Genomic DNA, 16,132 nt, shown 5'->3' on the forward strand with positions numbered 1-16,132 from the left:
GTCCGCGTCGAGGTGCTCGCGCGCCGCGCCATAGTCGAACGCCACCGTAGGCAGGCCGCTGGCGAGCGCTTCGAGCGTGACGTTGCCGAAGGTCTCGGTCAGGCTCGGAAACACGAACAGATCGGCACTGGCGAAGTGGCGTGCCAGTTCTGTGCCGCGTTGGATGCCGGCGAAAATGAAATCCGGGTTCTCCGCCGTGAGTGCCGCACGCGCGGGGCCATCGCCGACGAAGACATAGCGTGCGTCGCGATGCAGTTTCTGGATTTCGCGAAACGCGCGTACCGCCAGTGCCAGATTCTTTTCCGGTGCGATGCGGCCGACATAGATCAGCGTGAGTTGATTCGGTCGCAGACCCCATTGCGCGCGCAACGCCTCGTCGCGGCGCGCGGGCAAGAACAGCGCGGTGTCGACGGCGCGCCGCAGCAGCGCGACGTTGCCGAATTTGTTGTCGATGAGGAAATCGCGCAGCTCGACGGTCGGCACCAGGGTCGCCGCGCCCTGGCGGTGGAAGCGGCGCAGGTAGGCGAACACGACGGGCGTCAGGAAGCCGAAACCGTAGTAACGCGCGAAATCGTCGAAGCGCGTGTGAAAACCGGTGCTCGCCGGAATGCCAAGGCTGCGCGCGGCGCGCAATGCGGAATAGCCGAGCGGGCCTTCGGTCGCCACGTAGATCGCATCCGGACGCTCGCCCTTCCACAACTGACGCAGGCGCCGCGCATTGGGCAGGCCGAACTGCAAGCCGGGGTAGCGTGGCAGACGCGCGCCGCGCACAAGTATACTTTCAGCGTCTGCGCCCGCATCGTCGTCCGCCTCGGGCTGGCGCGGACGCACGATCTGCACCGTGTGCCCGGAATCGCGCAGTCCTTGCGCAAGCCCGGCCACGGTCAGGGCCACGCCGTTGATTTCCGGCGGGAAGGTTTCGCTGACGATGGCAATGCGCATCGGCGTGCTCCGGGGATTGAGCACACGCTAACCGCAGGCTTTGAATCGGGCGTTACAGGGAGGTGACGATCGGGTTACGCGCTGTCCAAGGGCGGTCTGAAGAAATCGTCATCCCGGCGCAAGCCGGGATCCATTTTGATCCTGATCTCCTGAAGCACAAACGCGACACTAGCGATCTGCTTTTCACCTCCCCCCTTTGCGGGGGAGGTCGGCACGCGCAGCGTGCCGGGAGAGGGAATGGCGCCGAAGGCGCCCGCTTTCGCGCGCGCTACCCCTCTCCCCAACTCTCCCGCAAGGGGAAAGGGGCTCAATGGCAGTCGCAGTTGTAACTATTTCACCGAAAGCGCTCTCTAGGGCGAGGCGAACTCCGGCATGGCCGGCTGCACGGCGACCGGCGCCGATTCGCGCGATTGCTGCTGCATTGTCCACAATGCGGCGTAGCGTCCGCGTTGCGCAAGCAAGGCCGCATGGTTTCCGCGCTCGATGATGCGACCGTGATCGAGCACGAGGATTTCGTCGGCGTCGACGATCGTCGACAAGCGGTGCGCGATGATCAGGGTAGTGCGCTCGCGTGCGATCTCTTCGAGTTCGCCCTGGATGATCTTTTCGGTGCGTGTGTCGAGCGCGCTGGTGGCTTCGTCGAACACGAGGATTTCCGGATTCTTGAGCAGGGTACGCGCGATCGCCACGCGCTGTTTCTCGCCGCCGGAGAGTTTCAAGCCGCGTTCGCCGACGCCGGTGTCGTAGCCCTGCGGCAGGCTCGCGATGAAATCGTGGATATGCGCCGCGCGCGCGGCGGCGACGACTTCCTCGCGCGTGGCGCCGGGTTTGCCGTAGGCGATGTTGTAGTAGATCGAGTCGTTGAACAGCACCGTATCCTGCGGCACGATGCCGATCGCGGTGCGCAGCGAATCCTGGGTCACGCTGCGGATATCCTGGCCGTCGATCAGGATGCGTCCGCCGCTCACGTCGTAGAACCGGTACAGCAGGCGCGACAGCGTCGACTTGCCAGCGCCGGTGGTGCCGACCACGGCGACGGTCTTGCCGGCCGGAATGGAGAAATCCACATTGTATAAAATGCCGCGTTGCGCATCGTAGCCGAACGACACCTGCTCGAAGCGTACTTCGCCGCCGCGCGCGATCAGCGGTTTCGCGTCCGGCGCGTCGCGGATTTCCTGCGGCTCGTCGAGCAGCACGAACATGCGCTCGATATTGGTCAGCGCCTGCTTGACCTCGCGATAGACCATGCCCAGATAGTTCAGCGGCATCGACAGCTGGATCAGGAACGCGTTGACCAGCACCAGATCGCCGAGCGTCATGTGCCCGGCGACGACGCCGGCCGAAGCGCGCCACAGCAGCAGGGTGAGTCCGACCGCGACGATCGCAGTCTGGCCGACATTGAGCGCTGCGAGCGATTTCTGGCTGCGCACCGTCGCTTCTTCGAGATTGCGCAGGCTGCCATCGAAACGCTTCAATTCATGCTGCTCGTTGTTGAAATACTTGACCGTCTCGTAGTTGAGCAGCGCATCGACGTTGCGCGCGTTCGCTTCGGTATCGGCCTCGTTCGCGGCGCGGTAGAAACGCAGCCGCCATTCGGTCATTGAAAACGTGAAGGCGATGTACACGGCCAGTGTCGCCAGTGTGACTAGCGCAAAGCCCCAGTCGTAGCGCACGATCAGGATGCCGCAGATCAGGGTGATCTCGAACAGCGTCGGCAGAATCGTGTAGATCGTCCAGTCGAGCAGGTCGGAGACGGAGGTCATGCCGCGCTCGACGTCGCGCGCGACGCCGCCGGTACGCCGGTCGAGATGGAAGCGCAGGCTCAAGGAATGCAGATGCGCGAACACGCGCAAGGTGATCTCGCGCGAAGTGCGTGCGAGCACGCGCGCAAACACCACAGTGCGCAGTTCCTGAAACAGCGAGGTCGACAGGCGCAGCGCGCCGTAGGCCATCAGCAGCAGCAGCGGAATCACCAGCGGTGACGGTTTGACATCGAGCCCGTCGACGAGGTGCTTGAGCACCAGCGGCACGCCGATATTCGCCAGCTTCGCGGTGACCAGGAAACACAGGGCCACGATCACGCGCCCGCTGTAGAGCCGCACCGTCGGCATCAGGCGCGCAAACGCGCCGATCAAGGTCGCGCGCGGCGGAGTCGGGGCGGAATTCATCGCATTCAGATGGGGATGTCCGTTGGCTTCACAAGCCGATAACGAGCGCTCAGCGTATCATTCACGCACTCTCACTGCGGAGAAGTGCGATGCGTACGATCTTGATGCTGGTCGCGGCAGGTTTCATGAGCGTGGGTCTGGCCGTCGCCGACGATATGGCAAAACCGGCCGGCCCGTCACGCGCCAAGGCGCAGCCCGGAGTCAGCGTATTCATCATCTCGCCAAAGGATGGCGACACTGTCGGCCAGGACGTGCTCGTGCAATTCGGCGCAAAGGGCATCGCGGTTCGCCCGGCCGGCGATCCGACGCCGAACACCGGCCATCACCATCTGCTGATCGACGTGGCCGAACTGCCGCCCGGCGACGCGCCGATCCCGAACGATGCGACGCACAAGCACTACGGCAAGGGCCAGACCGAGGACACGATCCATCTCACGCCCGGCGATCACACGCTGCAACTGGATTTTGGCGACCTCGCGCACATGCAATTCGATCCGCCGCTGGTGTCGAAGAAGATCACTGTGCATGTGAAGTAAGAGCAAGGAGGGGAGAGAAGTCGCGAAGCGGCGCATCCGCCTGCTCGCGATTGGAACGCAGAAAGCAGGATACGCTGTGCTCCTCACGCTCTACAAGTTCTTATGAAATCCAGTCTGACTCTGATTCTTTCTCACAACCGGCACGACCCGCAGCGGACTCGATGTGACACCCGTCTATGACGCACTGCAGGAAATCAAATGAGTGAATTTCTGTCATCCGCTGATTCCGTGAACGTCAGAGAATCCCAAACCTATGCCGACCAACTTTCTGACAAGCGAGAAAAGGCTTTCGTTCTGTTCGTGATGGGGCAGGCAACGTTTGCCATCGGCCGTGGAGGCGTTCGGCCGCCTGAAGCGCCCGTTGATTTTATGTATCTTGCTGAGATCGCGCGGTCGGCTTATGCAAAAAAGAACTTGCTGCAAGAGATACTCAGCGGAGACGTTGACAACGTGCTGTGGGGCGAGTCGAAAGAGCGAGGCTCAATTTAGCTGCACAAGAAAGAGTAAAGGCCAAGGATCAGACCGAACTGACCCCTTGACCCATTTTTTGGCCGGCGGCACGCTGTACGAGTTGCTCGCCACCAACGCGAGCCAAGCCACCAGTGCTGCGCAAGTCGTGCAACCACTCGCCGCGTTCAGTTTGCACTGCGCCTCCGTTACAATGCGCTCCTCAGGCACACGGCATTCGAGGCGCGTCACGCGCGCCGCACGAGGATTCGCATGCGGGTATTGGTCAGCAATGACGATGGCGTGGAAGCGCCGGGCATCAACGTGCTCGCGCGCCGGCTCGCGGTGGTCGGCGAGGTCGTGGTCGTCGCGCCGGATCGCGATCGTTCCGGTGCGAGCAATTCGTTGACCCTTGATCAGCCGATCCGCGTCACCCGGCTCGAGGAAAATCGCTATCGCGTCGCCGGCACGCCGACCGACTGCGTGCATCTGGCGCTGTGCGGCATGCTCGACAAGGATCCGGATATCGTCGTTTCCGGGATCAACAACTCGGGCAATCTCGGCGACGACGTGATCTATTCCGGTACGGTGTCGGCGGCGATGGAGGGGCGCTTTCTCGGCCTGCCCGCGATCGCCGTGTCGCTGGTGACGCAGGACCATTCCGGCCAGCACTTCGAAAGCGCCGCGCAGGCGGCGCTGGCGATCATGCAGCGGCTGATCGTCGATCCGCTGCCAGCCGATACGATCCTCAACGTCAATGTGCCCGATCGTCCCTGGCACGAGCTGCGCGGCTTTGCGGTCACGCGTCTGGGCAAACGCCATCGTTCCGCGCCGTGCATCGCGCAGGTCGATCCGCGTGGCCGTCCGCTGTGGTGGATCGGGCCGGCCGGCGAGATCGACGACGACGGTCCGGGCACGGATTTCCGCGCGGTGCGCGAAGGCTATATCTCGATCACGCCGATCCACGTCGATCTGACCCGCTATCAGGCGCTGGAAAAAGTGTCGAGTTGGGTCGAGTCGCTCGCGCTCGAACTGGGGACTGCAGCATGAGCCGCGCAGCAGCGGGAACGATCGCTTGACTATCCTGCGGCGGCTGACTCCCGAAGCACTCGGTCAGGGCATGACCTCGCAGCGCGCGCGAGACCGTCTGATCGACCGGCTCAAGAGCAACGGCATCGCCGACCGGCGCGTGCTTGATGTCATGCGCCGTCTGCCGCGCCATCTGTTCATCGAGGAAGCGCTGGCCTCGCGCGCCTACGAGGACACCGCGCTGCCGATCGGCCAGGCGCAGACGATTTCGCAGCCATGGGTCGTCGCGCGCATGACCGAAGCGCTGATCGAGCACGCATTGCCGAAGAAAGTGCTCGAAATCGGCACCGGTTCCGGCTATCAGGCCGCCGTGCTCGCGGCGCTCGTGGAAAATGTATACACGGTCGAGCGCATCGACGAATTGCTGCGCAATGCACGGCGGCGGTTCCGCAAGCTCGGCATCGAGAACCTGCGTTCGAAACACGCGGACGGCAAACTCGGCTGGGCCGAGCATGCGCCGTACGATGCGATCATTCTCACCGCCGCGGACGACGCGGTCGCGCCGGAACTGTTCGCCCAGCTGGCTCCCGATGGCGTGCTGGTTGCGCCGGTCGGACGGCCCGGTGCGCAGAAGCTGTTGCGTTACCGTCAGCTCAATGCGGTCGAAAAATCCGGTTGGGTCGGCGAGGCGCTCGACGCAGTCAGCTTCGTGCCTCTACTCGGCGGCTTGATCTGATGGGATCGATCCGCGTTCAAAGGATTGCCAGGCCTTGAAACTGTTCAAACCGATTTACGAAAAAGCGCTGGTCTGGGCAGGCCATCGTCTGGCGGAACGCTATCTGGCGGCGGTCAGCTTCGTCGAGGCATTCATCTTGCCGACGATGCCCGAGATCATGCTCGCGCCGATGACGCTCGCGCAGCCACGCAAATGGGCGCGCTACGCGACGATCAGCCTGGCTTTTTCGACGCTCGGCTCGATCATAGGTTATGCGATGGGTCACTATGGCTACCAGCTTGCACGGCCGCTGCTCGACGATCTCGGCTGGTTGCCAAGCATCGACGCCTACATCGCCGAGCTGCGCGGACTCGGCATGTGGGAAGTGTTCTGGCTGCTGGTCGGCGGTGGATTCCTGCCAATTCCGATGAAGTTCATCGCGTGGGCGTCGGGCGTCGTCGGCGTGCCGCTGCCGGCGTTCCTCGCGGCGATGGTCATCGGACGCGGCAAGCGCGTGTATCTTCTGTGCGGGCTGATCCGCCTCGGCGGCGAGCGCGCCGAGAAGGCGTTGCACACGTGGATCGAGTGGATCGGCTGGGCGGTGATTGCACTGATCGTGCTGGCTGTGTTGTATTTCAAATTTCTGCACTGAATTCGACCGTGATGAATTCGAGCTTGATCGAATCGAAGCCCGCTTTGCGTTTGCTGCTTAGCGTGTGCGCGCTGTGGCTCGCCGGCTGCGCATCCGAGCCTGCCGAGGTCGAGGATCGTTCGCTGGATACCACGCCGCCGCAGCGTGCGGTCGATGCGTCGCAACGCTCCATTCCGGGTGGCAGCTATCACGTCGAGCGTGGCGACACCTTGTATTCGATCGCGTTCAAGCGCGGCCTGGATTATCGCGACGTCGGCGCGTGGAACGGCATCGCGCCGCCCTACAAGATTCTGGCCGGACAAGAGCTGCGTCTCAGCCCGCCCGGCGCAGTCGCGCAAACGCCTGCGACTGCACGGCCACCGACAGCGCCGGTTGCGGCACCGGTGGTCGCGACCAGCGCATCATCCGCGCCAGTGAATGCAGCGAGCACGCAGCCCGCGCAAAACTCCGCGGTGAAGAGTGGCGGGCTGTTCGAGGATGTGCCCAACCAACCCGTCGCGCCGATCGTGGCAAACGAACCGAAACCCGAATCCGCAACGCCGCCACCCGCGACGACTGCGGTGCCGCCGCCCGCCGCTGCAGCGCCTTTGCCTGCTCCAGTCGTGGTGCCGCCGCTTGCGCCGAAACCCGTTGCCGAGGAACCGGCGCCGCCCGCGAAACCGATCAGCGATGGCGCCACCGCCAACGTCAGTGGCGTCGTCTGGCGTTGGCCGAGCGCGGGTAAGGTGATCGGCGGCTTTGTCGGCGGCGATCAGACCAAGCAGGGTGTCGACATCGCTGGCAACGCGGGCGATCCGGTGATCGCTGCCGCGGACGGGGATGTCGTCTACAGCGGCAACGGGCTGCTGGGCTATGGCGAACTGATCATCGTCAAGCACAACGCGAGTTTCCTATCCGCCTACGGCCACAACCGCAAGCGTCTCGTGCAGGAAGGCGAGAAGGTGCGTGCGGGCCAGCAGATCGCCGAAATGGGATCGAGCGCGAGCTCGCGCGACGAGCTGCATTTTGAGATCCGCAAGAACGGCAAGCCGGTCAATCCACTCGACTATTTGCCGGCGCGTTGATGCGACCTTCGCTGGCGCGGAACCGACGGAAATGCGCAGCGACTCGCGCTATGCTGCGCGCATGACCTCCGATGTGCGCACGGACGAAATCGATTCGGAAGAATTGCTTGAGCTGATCCATGCGATCGAGCCGCAGCAGGACGATGAAGCGCGCGATTCGACCAGCGCGTACCTCAACGAAATCGGTCTGATCCCGCTGCTCGAAGCGCACGAGGAGCTGGAACTGGCCGAGCGCGTGGCCGGCGGCGACGCCGATGCGCGGCGACGCATGATCGAGTCGAATCTGCGCCTGGTCGTCGCAATCGCGCGCGGCTATGTGGGCCGCGGCGTGCCGCTGCTCGATCTGATCGCCGAAGGCAATCTCGGCCTGATCCGCGCGGTGGAAAAATTCGATGCCGCGCGCAAGCTGCGTTTCTCGACCTACGCGACCTGGTGGATCCGTGACGGCGTGCAGCGCGCGTTGATGCAGCAGGGGCGCACGGTACGCCTGCCTGCGCATGTGTTGCGCGAGTTCGCCCAGGTATTGCGCACGCGGCGCCAGCTCACTCACGACTTGGGGCGCATGCCGAGCATCGACGAACTCGCGCGCAACATCGGCAAATCCGGCGCGGACGTTGCAGGTTTGTTCAACCTGACCGATCGCATCAGCTCGCTCGACGCACCGCTGTCGGCCAGCGACGATCGTGCGCTGATCGAACAGTTGATCGTCGAGGGCGCCGATGCAGTGGCCACACGCGGTGCGAGCGACCCCGGCGATACCCGCGTCGCGCATTGGCTCGAGCAATTGCCGCCGCGTCAGCGTCTGGTGTTGCAACGACGCTACGGACTCAACGACGAAGAGACGCAAACGCTGGCCGAGATCGCTACCGAGCTGGGTCTTACGCGCGAGCGCGTGAGACAGATCCAGAGCGAAGCGCTGGCGCGCCTGCGCTGCCTGGTCGAACGCGAATCAGCCGGGCAGTAGAAACAGCGCGACCGCGTTGCGCATTTCGCCGACGAGCACATTGAAGGTGCGCGCGGCGGCAGCGTTGTCCATGGTTTCCAAACCGATACCGCGTTTGAGAAATGCGCCGAGCACGGCCTGACTCGGAAATATCGCGCGCGCGCCGGTGCCGAGCAGGACCACTTCGGGTTTGAGTGCGAGGATTTTTTCGATCATGGCGTCGTCGAGTTCGGCGACCGTGTGCGCGGGAAAGTCGGCGATTGCCGTATTCGCGCTGAGCAGCAGGCTGGTCGTGAACTCGCGATCGATCACGCTGACGCTGAGCGCATCGGCCCTGCGCACGAACAACTGCTGCTCATTGCGGTGTTCGGTTAGAAGCATTGTGGGGTGACCCGCACTGAAAAACTGGATCCCGTGTCAACGCACATCCGTGTGCTGCACGGGATGAGTTCATCCTGAACTCATTTCGGCAATGCGATTTTTGGCTCGTCGACATTGCGCCGAAAATAGGACGCGACATGGCCGATGCTCTGCACCACATCGGCTTTGAGCGTGTCGGCCAGTGCGACGATCTGCTCGCGCCGTGCGGCGCGGTCGTCGCCGGCTAGTTTCACCTTGACCAGTTCGTGGCGATCCAGCGCAGTGGAAAATTCGTCGATCAGGGTAGGGGTGAGGCCTTTGTTGCCGACCATGATCACCGGGCTGAGTGCGTGCGCGAGGCCGCGCAGATAACGTTTCTGACTGGGAGATAAGCTCATGTAGGAAAATACTGTCGAATCGGGATGTTGCAGGGTATACAGGGTATCATGCAGGCATCTCCTATTCATTCGATCCGCGTCCGATGCGGTGAAAGCAAGCGCATGCCCCGCAGCAAATCCAGCCAACGCTGGCTGAAGGAACACTTCAGCGATCCCTACGTGAAGCGCGCCCAGGCCGAAGGCTGGCGCTCGCGTGCGGTGTTCAAGCTCGATGAGCTGCTCGCGCGCGATCCGGTGCTCAAACCGGGCATGATCGTGGTCGATCTGGGCGCGGCACCGGGTGGCTGGTCGCAGATGGTGCGCCAGCGCCTCGGCGAAAAAAACGGCGAATGGCAGGGCCGCGTGATCGCGCTCGATATTCTGCCGATGCAGGGCATCGCGGGTGTGGATTTCATCGAGGGCGATTTCCGCGAGGAGACCGTACTCAAACAGCTAGGCGCGGCATTGGGCGGCGCGGCCGTAGACCTTGTACTCAGCGATATGGCGCCCAATATCAGCGGTGTGGGCGTGGCCGACCAGGCGCGGGCCATGCATCTTGCTGAATTGGCAGCGGAATTTTCCGCCGTCCACCTCAAGCCCGGTGGTGCGTTTCTGGTCAAATTGTTCCAGGGACGGGATTTCGACGAATACCTTAAAAACTTGCGCTCGGGCTATGAGCGCGTCAGCATTCGGAAACCGAAGGCGTCGCGCGCGCGCAGTCCCGAAGTTTATGCGCTGGCGATTGGCAGGCAATAATGGTGTGGCGGTTGGAATTTACCAACCGTCATTCCGGCGAAAGCCGGAATCCAGTGTCTTTCGTTTTTGATCGTTGGATTCCGGCTTTCGCCGGAATGACGAGCAAGAGAGAAACGATGGTTGTTGTAGTGCGCGGCGATCCGCCGCATGACGAGTCAAAGCAATGAACGAGATGGTCAAGAATCTTCTGCTCTGGGTGGTGATCGCCGTGGTGCTTGTCACCGTGGTGCAGAGCTTCAAGCTCGGTGGCACCGATCCGGCCACCGTCTCGTATTCGGATTTCATGTCGCAGGTCGTCAACGGCAATGTCGGCGAAGTGCTGATTCATAACGACAACCGCACGATCGACGCCAAGCTCAAGGACGGCAGCAAGCTGCACACCACCGCCTTGCTCACTGACAAGACCGTCGACGACATCAGCAAGCACGCCAAGGTGACGGTCGAGCCGACCGACAACAGCACCGCGCTGTGGCGCATCGTGCTCGACTGGGTGCCGTTCCTGATCTTTATCGGCCTCCTGGTCTATTTCATGCGCCAGATGCAGCAAGGCGCAGGTGGACGCGGGGCGATGAGCTTCGGCCGTTCGCGCGCGCGTCTGCAGGGCGAGGACCAGGTCAAGATCACGTTCGCCGACGTCGCCGGTGTCGACGAGGCCAAGGACGAAGTGCAGGAGCTGGTCGAATTCCTGCGCGATCCGTCGAAGTTCCAGAAACTCGGCGGCCGCATTCCGCGCGGTGTGCTGATGGTCGGTTCGCCCGGTACGGGCAAAACGCTGCTCGCCAAGGCGATTGCCGGTGAAGCAAAAGTACCTTTTTTCACAATTTCCGGTTCCGACTTCGTCGAGATGTTCGTCGGCGTCGGTGCCAGCCGCGTGCGTGACATGTTCGAACAGGCGAAGAAGCATGCGCCGTGCATCATCTTCATCGACGAAATCGACGCGGTCGGCCGTCACCGTGGTGCGGGTCTCGGCGGTGGACACGACGAACGCGAGCAGACCCTGAACCAGTTGCTGGTCGAAATGGACGGCTTCGAAGGTAACGAAGGCGTCATCGTGATCGCCGCGACCAACCGCCCCGATGTGCTCGATCCGGCGCTGTTGCGTCCGGGCCGCTTCGATCGCCAGGTCGTTGTGCCGCTGCCCGACCTGCGCGGTCGCGAGCAGATCCTCAAAGTACATATGCGCAAGGTGCCGCTGTCGAGCGATGTCGATCCGACGGTGATCGCCCGTGGCTGTCCCGGATTCTCCGGCGCCGATCTGGCGAATCTGGTGAACGAAGCGGCCTTGTTCGCCGCGCGCAACAATTCGCGCGACGTGACCATGGATCATTTCGAGCGCGCCAAGGACAAGATCATGATGGGCAGCGAGCGCCGCTCGATGCTGATGAGCGAGGATGAGAAGAAGCTCACCGCCTATCACGAAGCCGGTCACGCGATCGTCGGCCGCCTCGTGCCCGAACACGATCCGGTACACAAGGTCACCATCATCCCGCGTGGGCGTGCACTCGGCGTGACCCTATTCCTGCCGGAAGCCGATCGCTACAGCCACAGCAGGACCTTCCTTGAAAGCCGCCTCGCCAGCCTCTACGGCGGACGTGTGGCCGAGGAACTGATCTTCGGCGACGACAAGGTCACCACCGGCGCGTCGAACGATATCCAGCGCGCCACGGCACTCGCGCGTGACATGGCAACCAAGTACGGCTTGTCGCCGGAACTCGGACCGATGACATACGCCGAAGACGAGGACGAAGTCTTTCTCGGCCGCTCGGTCACCCAGCACAAGCACGTATCGGAGGAAACCGCACGCAAGATCGACGAAGTGGTGCGCAGCGTGATCGACACCGCCTACCAGCGCGCGCGCGAACTGCTGACCACGAATATCGACAAATTGCACACGATGGCGCAGACCCTGCTGCAATACGAAACCATCGATAGCGAGCAGATCAACGCGATCATGGAAGGGCGCACGCCGGGCCCGCCGAAGGATTGGCAGAAGCCGACCGACGGTGGTCTCAGCGGCACCCTGAGTGCAGGCAAACCGGCGACACCGATCGGCGGAGCCGCCACGCAACACTGATCCCCACGCGCGTCGAATGAACGAAAAGGCCGCCTCTATGGGCGGCTTTCTCGTTCGCCCATCTTGCGCCGCCGCTGAAGTTTGCCGACACTCACGCGACCAGAGGCCGGCGTGTGTCGGCGGGAACAGGGCAATCGTGACCGATACGCGCGGATTCCTCGCCGAACTCAAGCGCCGCAATGTGCTGCGCGCGGGTGCGTTCTACGCAGCAGCGGTGTGGGCGTTAGCGCAGGGCATCGCGCAGCTCGGTCCGGTATTCGGCGCGCCGGATTGGGTGACGCGTTGGTTCGTGATCGCCGCCGTCATCGGCTTCCCGTTCTGGCTGGCATTCGCGTGGTTCTACGAATTCACGCCGCAGGGTTTGAAGCGCGAGAGCGAGATCGCGGCGGACGATTCCATCACTCGTTCCACTGGACGTAAGCTGGACCAGGCGATCATTGCGGTGCTCGCGTTGGCGGTAGTGCTGCTGTTGACCAACACGTTCGTGTGGCGCAAGGGCGCCGGACTGACGAGCGATGTCGTATCGAACAGCGCAAAAATCCCGGCGAAATCCATCGCCGTCCTGCCGTTCGAGGATCTGAGTCCCGGCCACGATCACGGCTATTTCTCGACCGGCATGGCCGAGGAACTTTTGAACGCGCTGGCAAAAATCGAGAACCTGAAAGTTGCCGGCCGGGCTTCGTCTTTTTATTACGGAAATCACAATGCGGACCTGCGCACGATCGGCAAGGCGCTGGGTGTTGCCAATGTGCTCGAAGGTTCAGTGCGCACGCAAGATCAGGCCGTGCGTATCAGCGTGCAGTTGATCCGCACCGGCGATGGATTCGAGGTGTGGTCGCAAAGTTACGATGGCGATATGCACAATATTTTCGACGTGCAGGAACGCATCGCACGCGCGATAGCCGATCATCTGAAAATCGTGCTGGCCGGTGCCGGAAACACACGCCTGGTGCCAGTGGCGACGACCAGCGCGGAAGCCTACACGGATTTTGTCACCGCGCAGACGCTGGTCAACAAGCGTGTCGGCGACAGCCTGCCGCGCGCAATCACGCTATTGCGGCAGGCGACGGCACTCGATCCAAAATTTGCGCGCGCGTGGTCGAAGCTGGCGGTTGCGTATGCAGTGCTCCCGCAATACACGGCCGGAGACTGGCCATCCAGCTGGCGCATGTCCGACGCCGCGGCGCAGCATGCGCTCTCGCTCGACCCGGATGACGCGGAAGCCTACGCGGCGCTGAGTTACAACCAGTTCTCGCAACGGCACTACGTAGAAATGGTGGAGCCGATGCAGCGTGCATTACAACTGGCACCGGACAATTCCGCGGTGAATTATTGGGCCGCCAATGAACTCGCCGCGATGGGACGTACCCGCGATGCCGAGACGCGCATTGATGCGGTGCTGGTCAACGATCCGGCCAACACGTTATTGCTGTTTTACAAGTGCCTGATGCGCTGGCGTGAAGGCGACCAGGCAGGTGCGCTTGAATTCATACGCCGCAGCGGCGCTGCGAATACTCCATTCGGGGCGTTGATGCTCGGGTTCTACGACGCAGCGCACGGTGACAGAGAAGGGGCCACGCAGAAATTCGCGGAATCCAGGGGCAAGATGGGCACGAAGATCCCTGAAGAAGACTTGCAAGCAATCTCTCTGGGTGCCTTTGGCACCGAAGAGCAGCGGCAGAAGGCTTTGAAGATCATCAATGCGCATTCGGACGATCAGTGGGCCCCAACTATATTGCTGGAACTGGGCGAGCCGGCATTATCGTTCAACCTTTACGAACACAACCACAGCGGTTTGTCCGACGGCTACTTCAACTGGCTGTGGCAACCAGAGCCGTGGTCGCGCAAGGCGCGCCGCGATCCCGCGTTCCCGGGTTTCGCGAAACAGATAGGGATGCTCGCATACTGGAAGCGCTACGGCTGGCCGGATCTGTGTGAGGCAGCACCGGCGGTCGGGGTGGATGCGTTCACCTGCCAATGAACGCCAAGCCGTCATTCTTCTCCGAACTCAAGCGCCGCAACGTGCTGCGCGCGGCGGCGTTGTACGTCGGTGCGGCGTGGGCGCTGTCGCAGGGCGTGGCGCAGCTGCTGCCGGTGTTCGACATTCCCAACTGGGTCGTGCGCTGGATCGTGATCGCTGCGGCAATCGGGTTTCCGTTCGCGATGCTGTTCTCGTGGTTCTACGAATGGACGCCGCACGGCATTCAGCGCGAGAGCGAAGTTGACGCAGATGCATCCGTCACGCGCGCGACCGGCAAGAAGCTGGATCGCTGGATCATCGCGGTGCTGAGCGTCGCCGTGGTGCTGCTGCTGGCCGACATCTTCGTGCCGCACAGGGACGCGGCCACCGTCACCGCACCGGCAGCACCCGGCAAATCGATCGCCGTGCTGCCGTTCGAGAACCTGTCCTCGGACAAGGACAACGCCTACTTCGCCGCCGGCATGCAGGATGAGATCCTCACACGGTTGTCCAAGATCGGCACGCTGCGCGTAATCTCGCGCACCTCGACGCTGCAGTTCGCGAGTCACCCGGAGAACCTGCCCGAGATCGCCGTGAAACTCGGCGTTACCAACATCCTCGAAGGCAGCGTGCAGCGGGTCGGCAACAAGGTGCGTATTAATGTGCAGCTGATCCGCGCGCAGGGCGACTCGCACCTGTGGAGCGACACCTACGATCGCACCCTCGACGACGTGTTCACCGTGCAGGGAGAGGTCGCCGGCTCGATTGCCGATCACCTGGGCGCGGCATTGAACGGGACCGCGAAGCGCGAAGTGGCCGTGGTGCAGACGCGCAACGGCGCGGCCCTCGATGCCTATCTGCGCGGCGTCGCCTTGAGCCAGAGGGGATTTTCCGACGCCGATTACGTTCCCGCACTGCATGCACTCCAGGACGCGGTCAAGGCCGATCCAGGCTTTGCGCAGGCGTGGGCGACGTTGGCGAGACTGGATTCGCTGATGATCTACATCCGCTGGGACGCCACACCGGAACGGCGTGCCGAATGCCTGCACGCGCTGGAAATGTCCGAACGCCTGCAACCGGATGCCCTCGATACGCTCTCTGCCCGCGCCGTCTACGTCGCCTTCGTGCAGGTTGACCTCGGTGAGGCGCGCAAGCGCCTCGAGGATCTGCACACGCGCTGGCCCAACGATGTCGGCACCCTGCGTGTGCTCGCCAACACGATCAGACGCTTGGGGAACTGGGAGCAAGCCGACGACCTGCTGCAACAGGCGATCCGGCTCGATCCATTGAACGCCGGCATCTACCGGGACATCGCGGTTGCCACCACTAACGAGCGCCGCTTCGACGTCGCGCTCACGGCCGCCGGACGCGCACTGGCGCTGGCACCGGGGGACGAGGAAACACGCCAGGTGCAGGGCGACGTCTATCTGGCGCAGGGCGACCTCGTGCGCGCGGCGCAGGCGCTCGACAAGTTGCCCGGGAAACTCTCGGACCAGTGCCATCAATATGTCGTGCTGGCGCGCATGCAGCGCCGCCCGGGGCCGGCGATCGTGTGGTTGCGGGCGCTGCTGGAACGGGCCGACGCGAATACGCCGCCGGTCGAAGTCGGCTATGGCTATGTGGACCTCGGCGACCTGCAACAATTGAATGGCGATCACGCCGCGGCGGTCGCAAGTTACCAGCGTGCGCGTGAGCTGATGCAGCCACTGGTCGAACGCGAGCCCGACAATAACTGGGCGTTCGCTGTTCTCACCTACGCGCGGGTAGGCATCGGCGATGGGACTTCGGCGTTGGCCGCGATGGAACAAAGGCTAGCAACGCAGCCCGAAGCAAAGGATGCTACGAATGACGATGTGGTCAGGGAATTCCGCGCGCGCGTGCTCGCCCGCCTGGGCCACAAGCCCGAGGCCATCGCCGGAATGCGCTACCTGTTGGGCGTTCACTACGGTGGACTGATGCCTCCGCTGACGCCGGCCTTCCTGCGCCTGGATCCGGATTTCGACCGCTTGCGCGACGATCCGGAGTTCCAGAAGCTGGCAACTGTCGATGCCGTCGTGCCGGCGGCATCCTCCGGGGCGAAGCCATGACCAACGAACCCTCCTTCTTCGC

General features: G+C 63.1%; 15 protein-coding genes. 11 read left to right on the forward strand and 4 right to left on the reverse strand.

Features of this window, described 5'->3' with window-relative positions:
- Both VIE67_RS05825 and VIE67_RS05830 read right to left on the reverse strand, forming a co-directional pair.
- Positions 1–942 (reverse strand): glycosyltransferase family 4 protein (locus tag VIE67_RS05825; protein ID WP_332024199.1); only part of this gene is annotated, 942 nt, incomplete at its 3' end.
- A gap of 350 nt (positions 943–1,292) precedes the next feature.
- Positions 1,293–3,110 carry an ABCB family ABC transporter ATP-binding protein/permease gene (locus VIE67_RS05830; RefSeq protein ID WP_332024201.1) on the reverse strand — a complete coding sequence of 606 codons (1,818 nt, stop codon included), beginning with the start codon at positions 3,108–3,110 and terminating at the stop codon, positions 1,293–1,295.
- Positions 3,111–3,199: 89 nt separating this feature from the next.
- Between VIE67_RS05830 and VIE67_RS05835 the strand changes: the two genes are divergently transcribed.
- The 7 genes from VIE67_RS05835 to VIE67_RS05865 all read left to right on the forward strand — a co-directional run bounded on the left by VIE67_RS05835 (position 3,200) and on the right by VIE67_RS05865 (position 8,517).
- Positions 3,200–3,646 (forward strand): DUF4399 domain-containing protein, encoded by a 447-nt coding sequence (locus VIE67_RS05835; protein ID WP_332024203.1) that lies wholly within the window; start codon positions 3,200–3,202, stop codon positions 3,644–3,646.
- A 198-nt stretch (positions 3,647–3,844) separates the two neighbouring features.
- The gene (locus VIE67_RS05840) at positions 3,845–4,135 is read left to right on the forward strand and encodes a hypothetical protein (protein WP_332024205.1); all 291 of its coding nucleotides are present in this window, start codon (positions 3,845–3,847) and stop codon (positions 4,133–4,135) included.
- Positions 4,136–4,366: 231 nt separating this feature from the next.
- Positions 4,367–5,143: a 5'/3'-nucleotidase SurE gene (surE, locus tag VIE67_RS05845; protein ID WP_332024207.1), complete on the forward strand. Its 777-nt coding sequence runs from the start codon at positions 4,367–4,369 to the stop codon at positions 5,141–5,143.
- A gap of 70 nt (positions 5,144–5,213) precedes the next feature.
- Positions 5,214–5,858 carry a protein-L-isoaspartate(D-aspartate) O-methyltransferase gene (locus tag VIE67_RS05850; RefSeq protein ID WP_414707297.1) on the forward strand — a complete coding sequence of 215 codons (645 nt, stop codon included), beginning with the start codon at positions 5,214–5,216 and terminating at the stop codon, positions 5,856–5,858.
- 34 nt (positions 5,859–5,892) lie between these two features.
- Complete coding sequence (locus VIE67_RS05855) at positions 5,893–6,489, forward strand: YqaA family protein (RefSeq protein WP_332024211.1); 597 nt, start codon at positions 5,893–5,895, stop codon at positions 6,487–6,489.
- A gap of 11 nt (positions 6,490–6,500) precedes the next feature.
- Complete coding sequence (locus VIE67_RS05860) at positions 6,501–7,553, forward strand: peptidoglycan DD-metalloendopeptidase family protein (RefSeq protein ID WP_414707298.1); 1,053 nt, start codon at positions 6,501–6,503, stop codon at positions 7,551–7,553.
- Between the two features lie 31 nt (positions 7,554–7,584).
- Positions 7,585–8,517, forward strand: a complete 933-nt coding sequence (locus VIE67_RS05865) for a sigma-70 family RNA polymerase sigma factor (RefSeq protein ID WP_332024214.1) — start codon at positions 7,585–7,587, stop codon at positions 8,515–8,517.
- Here the strand turns inward: VIE67_RS05865 and VIE67_RS05870 are convergent.
- Together VIE67_RS05870 and VIE67_RS05875 are read right to left on the reverse strand one after the other, a co-directional pair.
- Positions 8,503–8,877, reverse strand: coding sequence for an Mth938-like domain-containing protein (locus VIE67_RS05870; protein ID WP_332024216.1), 375 nt, complete (start codon positions 8,875–8,877; stop codon positions 8,503–8,505). The two genes, VIE67_RS05865 and VIE67_RS05870, sit on opposite strands and share 15 nt — an antisense overlap.
- 80 nt (positions 8,878–8,957) lie before the next feature.
- Complete coding sequence (locus VIE67_RS05875; protein WP_332024218.1) at positions 8,958–9,254, reverse strand: YhbY family RNA-binding protein; 297 nt, start codon at positions 9,252–9,254, stop codon at positions 8,958–8,960.
- A 102-nt stretch (positions 9,255–9,356) separates the two neighbouring features.
- On the opposite strand from VIE67_RS05875, the gene rlmE reads away from it, so the two are divergent.
- The 4 genes from rlmE (at position 9,357) to VIE67_RS05895 (ending at position 16,110) form a co-directional block, all read left to right on the forward strand.
- Positions 9,357–9,989 (forward strand): 23S rRNA (uridine(2552)-2'-O)-methyltransferase RlmE, encoded by a 633-nt coding sequence (rlmE, locus tag VIE67_RS05880; RefSeq protein WP_332024220.1) that lies wholly within the window; start codon positions 9,357–9,359, stop codon positions 9,987–9,989.
- Between the two features lie 163 nt (positions 9,990–10,152).
- The gene (gene ftsH / locus VIE67_RS05885; protein WP_332024222.1) at positions 10,153–12,063 is read left to right on the forward strand and encodes an ATP-dependent zinc metalloprotease FtsH; all 1,911 of its coding nucleotides are present in this window, start codon (positions 10,153–10,155) and stop codon (positions 12,061–12,063) included.
- Positions 12,064–12,199: 136 nt separating this feature from the next.
- Positions 12,200–14,044: a tetratricopeptide repeat protein gene (locus tag VIE67_RS05890; protein WP_332024224.1), complete on the forward strand. Its 1,845-nt coding sequence runs from the start codon at positions 12,200–12,202 to the stop codon at positions 14,042–14,044.
- On the forward strand, positions 14,041–16,110 hold the full coding sequence (locus tag VIE67_RS05895) for a hypothetical protein (protein WP_332024226.1): 2,070 nt from the start codon (positions 14,041–14,043) through the stop codon (positions 16,108–16,110). The genes VIE67_RS05890 and VIE67_RS05895 overlap by 4 nt, the downstream gene beginning before the upstream one ends.
- Positions 16,111–16,132: the final 22 nt, after the last annotated feature.

Origin of the sequence: Rudaea sp., from assembly GCF_036560865.1 — a bacterium.
In the GTDB taxonomy this organism is placed as follows: Bacteria; Pseudomonadota; Gammaproteobacteria; order Xanthomonadales; family Rhodanobacteraceae; genus Rudaea.

Coding starts and splice junctions, on each gene's coding strand:
- VIE67_RS05830 (WP_332024201.1), bottom strand. CDS start 3,110: ATGAATTCCGCCCCGACTCCGCCGCGCGCGACCTTGATCGGCGCGTTT.
- VIE67_RS05835 (WP_332024203.1), top strand. CDS start 3,200: ATGCGTACGATCTTGATGCTGGTCGCGGCAGGTTTCATGAGCGTGGGT.
- VIE67_RS05840 (WP_332024205.1), top strand. CDS start 3,845: ATGAGTGAATTTCTGTCATCCGCTGATTCCGTGAACGTCAGAGAATCC.
- surE (WP_332024207.1), top strand. CDS start 4,367: ATGCGGGTATTGGTCAGCAATGACGATGGCGTGGAAGCGCCGGGCATC.
- VIE67_RS05850 (WP_414707297.1), top strand. CDS start 5,214: ATGACCTCGCAGCGCGCGCGAGACCGTCTGATCGACCGGCTCAAGAGC.
- VIE67_RS05860 (WP_414707298.1), top strand. CDS start 6,501: ATGAATTCGAGCTTGATCGAATCGAAGCCCGCTTTGCGTTTGCTGCTT.
- VIE67_RS05865 (WP_332024214.1), top strand. CDS start 7,585: ATGCGCAGCGACTCGCGCTATGCTGCGCGCATGACCTCCGATGTGCGC.
- VIE67_RS05870 (WP_332024216.1), bottom strand. CDS start 8,877: ATGCTTCTAACCGAACACCGCAATGAGCAGCAGTTGTTCGTGCGCAGG.
- VIE67_RS05875 (WP_332024218.1), bottom strand. CDS start 9,254: ATGAGCTTATCTCCCAGTCAGAAACGTTATCTGCGCGGCCTCGCGCAC.
- rlmE (WP_332024220.1), top strand. CDS start 9,357: ATGCCCCGCAGCAAATCCAGCCAACGCTGGCTGAAGGAACACTTCAGC.
- ftsH (WP_332024222.1), top strand. CDS start 10,153: ATGAACGAGATGGTCAAGAATCTTCTGCTCTGGGTGGTGATCGCCGTG.
- VIE67_RS05895 (WP_332024226.1), top strand. CDS start 14,041: ATGAACGCCAAGCCGTCATTCTTCTCCGAACTCAAGCGCCGCAACGTG.